This is a genomic window from Polaromonas sp. P4_F6 (assembly GCF_056401275.1).
Genome location: NZ_JBFUJQ010000021.1, coordinates 1 through 6,763, shown reverse-complemented (window position 1 = coordinate 6,763; position 6,763 = coordinate 1). Strand labels below are relative to the sequence as shown.

Here is a 6,763-nt window from a genome sequence, read left to right as displayed (position 1 = left end):
GGCGGCGCTGCCAGCGTGGTGGCCACGGCCGCCAATGCCCGGCTGATCGTCGCCGGCGGCGGCGGTGGCGGCCAGGGTGGCGCGCTTCAGATAGCGGGCCGAGCCGGGCTCCCCGCGACCACGACGGTCGGCACCTTGCCGGGCGCGGCGGGCGGCACCGGCGCGACACGCACCGGTGACGGTTCCGGCGGTGGCGGCGGTGGTGCCGGCTGCGCGGCCGGTGTGGGCGGCGCGGAACTGGTGGACAGCGCCGCCACCAACAACACCGCCCAGGCCACGGGCGGCGGCTCCTGCCGCGACGCGGCAATTTCGGCCTTCAGCGTGACCGCCTCGCTGGGCGGCGCGGGCGGTGTGCCGGTGACGGGTACGGCACCGGCCAGCGGTAACCCTGGCGGCAACGGCTCTGTGATCATCACGCCGATTTATCCCACGCTGACCGTCACCAAATCCCAGCCCAGCCCGGCGCTGCAGGTGGGCATCAACAGCGTCTACAGCCTCACGGTGGCGACCACCACCACCACACCGGCCTTTGTGGCGCGCGTGGTGGACCAGTTGCCCGTCAACATGGCTTATGTCAGCAGCAGCGGCACCGGCTGGACCTGCTCGACCGCGGCCAATGCCGGCGGCACACTGGTGACATGTGATTTTGTCGGCACCATCGCCGCCAGCGGCGGCACCTCGGTGCTGCAGATCACCGCCAGGCCGACCAGCAATATCACGGTCACCAACTACACCGCCGTGGACCCGGCCGGCGGCACCAGCCCGCCCACCCCGACCACCTGCACGGCCGCCAACACGCCCAGCGCCGGCTGTGCCGCGCCCGTGGTCAGCACCGTGGCCCTGGGCTTCGGCGGCAATGTTTACAGCGACCCCAACCACAACGGCAACTTCGATGCGGGCGAGGCCGGCATAGGCGGAGCCACGGCCCTGTGGGTCAAGCTGGTGCCTCGCTCGGGCAGTACCTGCAACGGCCCGGCCACGGTGGCGGCCTCGGTCAACCTCACGACCGGTGCCTACAGCTTTACCAACATACAGCAGGGCAACTATTGCCTGGTCGTGGACGGCAACGCCACCCTGAGTGACATCACCACGAGCTACCCGGCCGGCTTTATCGGCACGCAAAACCCGACCGGCATCATCCAGTTCAGCATCGTGGGCGCGCCGCCCGTCCCGCAGAACTTCGGCTTGTACAGCGGCAGCACCTTGAGCGGCACTGTGTTCGCCGACAACGGTGCCGGCGGCGGCACGGCCAACAACGGCGTGAAGGCCGGCACCGAGCCTGGCCTGGCCGGCATCACCGTCAACGCCACGCAGGGCGCGACCACGCTGGACAGCGAGCCCACGGCCAGCGACGGCAGCTTCACGCTCTGGATCCCCGGGGCCACCAGCGGCACCGTGGTCCTCACGCCCGTGCTGCCGGCCGGCTACACCGCCACCGGCGGCTCGGCCGGCACCACAGGCGGCAGCTACACCCGCCCCAGCGTGAGCTACACCGCCGGCTCGGGCCTGGCCCGCACCGGCATCAGCTTCGGCATGGTGGCGCCCAACACCTTAAGCCCCAACGGCGCGCAGACCGCCCAGCCCGGCACCGTGGTGTTCTACGCCCATACCTACAAGGCGGCCACCGGCGGGTCAGTCGCCTTCTCGATCGCCAACACCGCCACGCCGGCCAGCCCGGCCTGGAACCAGGTGCTCTACCAGGACAGCAACTGCAACGCTGCGGTGGAGGCCAGCGAGACGCAGCCTGCCGCGACCATCACCGTTACCGCCGGGCAGACCGTCTGCCTGGTGATCAAGCAGTTCGTGCCCGCGGGCGCCGGCCAGGGCGCGCAGAACAGCGTCACGCTGAGCGCCGCCTTCACTTACACCAACTCGGCTCCGGCCCTGGCCGTGAGCACCTTGCTGGCCACCGACATCACCACGGTGGGCCAGGCCGGCGACCTGTCGCTGGCCAAGCTGGTGAGCAACGTGACCCAGGCGCTGCCCGCGGCCACCAGCGTGAACGCCAACCCCGGCGACACGCTGCAGTACACCTTGACGGCCACCAACAACGGCACGCAGCCGCTGTCCACGCTGTTTGTGAGCGATTCGACCGCGGCCTTCACCGGCTTTGTGTCGGCCGCCTGCCCGGGCACGCTGCCCACGGGCATCACGGCCTGCACGGTGACGACGCAGCCGGCGGTCAATGCGCAGGGGGCGCTGAAGTGGACCTTTACCGGCTCGCTGGCTTCGGGCGGCCAGCTGACCGTCACTTACCGCGTCAAGGTTGACCAGTAGGCCGGAGCAAGACCCGGCTAAAGCATCTCATCCGGCGCGAGCGGCCCTATCAGCTTGAGCATCAGCTTCAGGCCCAGGCTTGCGTCCGGTTCCACCCGGGAGTCCTTGAGCTGCGAGCCCTGGGGCGCGCGCCAGACCATCTGGCCCTGCTCGTCCAGCTCCACGCGGTAGGCGCCGGCGCCCAGCGTGGGTTCGATCAGGCGTGTGGCCTCGGCCGAGATGGCGCGGTTGCGGATGACGATGGCGACCTCGCTGTTTTGCAGCTGGGAACGCAGGTCCAGGTTCATGGAGCCGACCACCAGCAGGCGGTCGTCCATCACCACCACCTTGGAATGCAGGCTGGCGCGCGAGCCGCTGGTGGAGCCGCCCGTGGAGCCGCCGCCCAGCGCCGATGAGCCGAAGCTGGAGAAAGAGCCTTGCTGCTCGGCGCGCATTTCATAGAGCTCTATGCCCATGTCGAGCAGGGCCTTGCGGTAGCGCGCGTAGCCGACATGGGCTGCGGGCGCGTCGTTGGAGGCCAGCGAATTGGTCAGCACGCGCACGCGCACGCCGCGCCGGCGCAGTTCGGCGAACTGCGCCATCATGCGTTCGCCTGGCACGAAGTAGGGCGAGACGATGAGCAGGTTGCCCTTGGCCTGCGACATCAGCTGCAGCAAGCCGTCCACCGTGGTGTCCTGGGATTCGCCGGTGGTGTCGGCATCGGCGGCGATCTTGGAGGGCTTGTCGACCAGCAGGACGGAAGGCGCCCAGGTCCAGGTCAGCAGGCGCAGGTCGGTGGAGTCGGGCAGCGCGGCGGCCGATGCCGCGGAAGCCGCGGAGGCATTCGATTCGGCGATGGCGGCTTGCGTGGCGCTGGCCAGCGTCGCTGGATCTTCCCGGTTGAGCTTGGCGGCCTGGGCGCCGGCGGGCGGTGGCTTGAGGGCCTCGATCTCCTTGGCCGTCATCAGCGACTGCACCGGGTAGGCCAGCGGGTTGTTCCAGTACTGGTCGAAGCTGGCGGACAGGTCGCGCGCGATGCGGCCGGCCGCGATGATGTCGATGTCCACAAAATTCGTGCCCTTGCTCTGGCCGAAGTAGGTCTCGCCCAGGTTGCGCCCGCCGGTGATGGCGACTGCGTTGTCGGCCACAAACATCTTGTTGTGCATGCGCCGCTGCATGCGCGCGGCATCCTTGAGGTTGCTCAGGATGCGCATCATCATGGAACCGCGCCCGCCGGGCAGGGGATTGAACAGCCGCAGCTCGAAGTTGTTCTCGAAGGCGAGTTTGAGCACCTGGGCGTTCTTGCCCGAGGTGTTGAAGTCGTCCAGCAATATGCGTATGCGCACGCCGCGGCCGGCGGCCTCGCGCAGGGCCTCGAACATGCGCTCGGTGGTGTCGTCGGCAAAGATGGCGTAGTACTGGATATCCAGGGTTTTTTGCGCGGCCTTGATCAGGGTCATGCGGCTGGTGAAGGCGAGTTCGGCGTCGCCCACCAGCGCAAAGCCGGAATCGTTGCGTGTGCCGGCCTTGGCGGCGCGGGCCGCCACCAGCGCGCCCAGCCGGGTTTCCTCGGGTTTGGCCAGGGCGGTGGACACCGGCCTGTCCACCTCGCTGGGCAGGGAGGCGCAGCCGGCCAGCCACAAGGCGGTGAAGGCCAGCGCCAGCGCCGGCAGCAGTTGCCGGAAGGCCGGGAGGACAAGCTTGCGGGAAATTGCGCTGGGGGCGCTGGGGGTGGTCGGCATGGTGCGGACCACTGTAGCCTAAGCAGATGTGCCGGATGCCGGGGCCGCCTGCGCGGGCGCCGACTCTTTGTGTAGGAGCCCGGCTTGACCGCGCAAGCCCGGCCCGGAGGGATCTACCAAAGAGAGTGGGCGCTTACGACGGCAGCTTTACGATGACAGCGTTTCCCAGCGCTGCAGTGCTTCCATCAGTTCTTCCTCGATCTTGCTGTTGCGTGCATTGAGCTCGGCCGCCCGTTTGGCATTGGTGGTGTAGAGCGTGCCGTCGTAGAGCTCCTGCTCAATTGCTTTTTGCTGCGACTCGAGCTGCTGGATCAGCGCCGGCAGGCCGTCGAGTTCGCGCTGCTCCTTGTAGCTGAGCTTCTTTTTGGCGGTGGGCGCTTCGCCCGCGTCCTTCCTGGGTTCGCTGCTGCTTTTGCCGGCGGGCTTGGGGCTGGAAGCGCCGGGGCCGGGCCGGGCGCCGCCGGTGATCTGCGCGGCACGCTTGGATTGGGTGATCCAGTCGGTCACGCCGCCTTCGTATTCGCGCCAGAAGCCGGGGTTCTCGGGCGTGCCTTCATAGGCGATGGTGCTGGTGACCACGTTGTCGAGGAAGCGCCTGTCGTGGCTGACCAGAAAGACCGTGCCCTCGTAGTTCTGCAGCAGGTCTTCCAGCAGCTCCAGGGTGTCGATGTCCAGGTCGTTGGTCGGCTCGTCCAGCACCAGCACATTGGCCGGCCGGGCGAACAGGCGCGCCAGCAGCAGCCGGTTGCGCTCGCCGCCCGAGAGGGTGCGCACCGGCGAGTTGGCGCGGGCCGGCGAGAACAAAAAGTCGGTCAGGTAGCTCTTGACGTGTTTTTTGGCGCCGTTGATCTCCACCCATTCGCTGCCGGGGCTGATGAAGTCTTCCAGCGTGGCGTCCAGGTCCAGGCTGTCGCGCATCTGGTCGAAATAGGCCACCTGCAGATTGGCGCCCTGGCGCACCTTGCCGGGTGGCGTGGTCGCGTCGGGCTGCAGCTCGCCCAGGATGAGCTTGAGCAGCGTGGTCTTGCCGGCGCCGTTGGGGCCCAGCAGGCCGATCTTGTCGCCGCGCAGCAAGGTGCCGGTGAATTTGTTGACGATGAGCTTTTCGCTGCCGGGGTGGCCGAAGCTTTTGCTCACGTTGCTGAGCTCGGCAACGATCTTGCCGCTGCGCTCGCCGCTGGAGACATCGAGGTTGACGCGGCCGACGGCGTCGCGCCGGGCCGCGCGGTTGGCGCGCAGGGCTTCCAGGCGGCCGATTCGGGCCACGCTGCGGGTGCGCCGCGCTTCCACGCCTTTGCGTATCCAGATTTCTTCCTGGGCAAGCAGCTTGTCGGCCTTGGCGTTGATGACGGCCTCCTGGGCCATCTGCTCTTCCTTTTGCACCAGGTACTGGGCAAAGTTGCCGGGGTAGCTGTTCAGCTTGCCGCGGTCCAGTTCGACGATGACGGTGGCGACCTGGTCCAGGAAGGCGCGGTCGTGGGTGATGGTGATGATGCTGCCGTTGAAATTGACCAGCAACTCCTCCAGCCAGGCGATGGAGTCCAGGTCCAGGTGGTTGGTCGGCTCGTCAAGCAGCAGCACGTCGGGCTTGGCGACCAGCGCCTGGGCCAGTGCCACGCGCTTTTTGGTGCCGCCTGAGAGCGAGCCGACGATGGCGTCCTTGTCCAGGTGCAGGCGGTGCAGGGTTTCCTCCACACGCTGCTCCCAGGTCCAGCCGTCCAGCGCCTCGATTTCCGACTGCAGGGCGTCCAGGTCGGTGTTTTCGTCGGCCGCCAGGTATTGTTCGACCACGTGGCGGGTGCGCGCCAGGCCCGCGCTGGCCGCGATGAACACGGTGGCATGCGGGTCCAGGCTGGGCTCCTGCGGCACGTAGGCGATGCGCAGGTTCTGCTGCAGCTGCAGCGCGCCGTCATCGGGTTTTTCGAGGCCGGCGAGGATTTTGAGCAGGGACGACTTGCCGGTGCCGTTGCGGCCTATCAGGCCTATGCGCTGGTTGCTCTCAAGGGAAAAATCTGCGTGGTCCAGCAGTGCGACGTGCCCAAAAGCGAGTTGGGCGTCCAGAAGGGTAATAAGTGCCATATAGAAGAGGGATTATCCGTCCCCGCGCGCGGGCCGGCGTCCGCGCGGCGTTCACGGCGCACCCGGCCGGTGAATACAAGTCCTTACGATTGGCGGCCTGGCCAGTGTGGCGCGGCCGCCCTATCGCCTGCCGGGGCTCGCCGATATAGTCATCGGCTTGGGCGACGCATCACTGAGGGAGATTTCGTGGAACTGCAAATCAACGGCCGGCTCGTCCAGGCCGACGCCGATCCCGGCATGCCCCTGTTATGGCTGCTGCGCGACGTGCTGAACATGACCGGCACCAAATTCGGCTGCGGCGTGGCGGCCTGCGGGGCCTGCACCGTGCGTATCGACGGCCAGGCCGCGCGTTCCTGCTCGGTGCCGGTGTCCGCCGTGATGGGCAAGCGCATCCAGACCATTGAAGCGCTGGGCACGCCGGACAAACCCCACGCCCTGCAACTGGCCTGGATCGCCGAGCAGGTGCCGCAATGCGGCTACTGCCAGTCGGGCATGCTGATGGCCGCCGCCGCGCTGCTCGAGGCCAACCCCAGGCCGACGGATGCCGACATCGACGCGGCCATGACCAATATCTGCCGCTGCGGCACCTACCAGCGCATACGCGTGGCCATCAAGCGGGCGGCCGCCATGGCACCCGCGGGCGCCGCGAAGAAGGCCAAGGCATGAAGCGGCGGGCCTGGCTGTTC

The 6,763-nt window shown here is 68.0% G+C and carries 4 protein-coding genes; 2 read left to right on the top strand and 2 right to left on the bottom strand.

Annotated elements, in window-relative coordinates; all coding sequences use genetic code 11:
• Positions 1 to 2,277: SdrD B-like domain-containing protein (locus tag AC1DUN_RS24155; RefSeq protein ID WP_477716193.1), on the top strand; the 2,277-nt coding region annotated here is incomplete at its 5' end.
• Positions 2,278 to 2,294: 17 nt separating this feature from the next.
• Here AC1DUN_RS24155 and AC1DUN_RS24150 read toward each other — a convergent pair.
• Positions 2,295 to 3,998 carry a phospholipase D family protein gene (locus tag AC1DUN_RS24150; RefSeq protein ID WP_477716192.1) on the bottom strand — a complete coding sequence of 568 codons (1,704 nt, stop codon included), beginning with the start codon at positions 3,996 to 3,998 and terminating at the stop codon, positions 2,295 to 2,297.
• Between the two features lie 147 nt (positions 3,999 to 4,145).
• Complete coding sequence (locus AC1DUN_RS24145) at positions 4,146 to 6,077, bottom strand: ATP-binding cassette domain-containing protein (protein WP_477716191.1); 1,932 nt, start codon at positions 6,075 to 6,077, stop codon at positions 4,146 to 4,148.
• 186 nt (positions 6,078 to 6,263) lie between these two features.
• Here AC1DUN_RS24145 and AC1DUN_RS24140 point away from each other — a divergent pair, with 186 nt between their 5' ends.
• The gene (locus tag AC1DUN_RS24140; RefSeq protein ID WP_477716190.1) at positions 6,264 to 6,743 is read left to right on the top strand and encodes a (2Fe-2S)-binding protein; all 480 of its coding nucleotides are present in this window, start codon (positions 6,264 to 6,266) and stop codon (positions 6,741 to 6,743) included.
• Positions 6,744 to 6,763 lie beyond the last annotated feature (20 nt).

Bases quoted from the DNA above. Each gene is read 5' to 3' on its own strand.
- AC1DUN_RS24150 (WP_477716192.1), bottom strand. From the start codon at position 3,998: ATGCCGACCACCCCCAGCGCCCCCAGCGCAATTTCCCGCAAGCTTGTC.
- AC1DUN_RS24145 (WP_477716191.1), bottom strand. From the start codon at position 6,077: ATGGCACTTATTACCCTTCTGGACGCCCAACTCGCTTTTGGGCACGTC.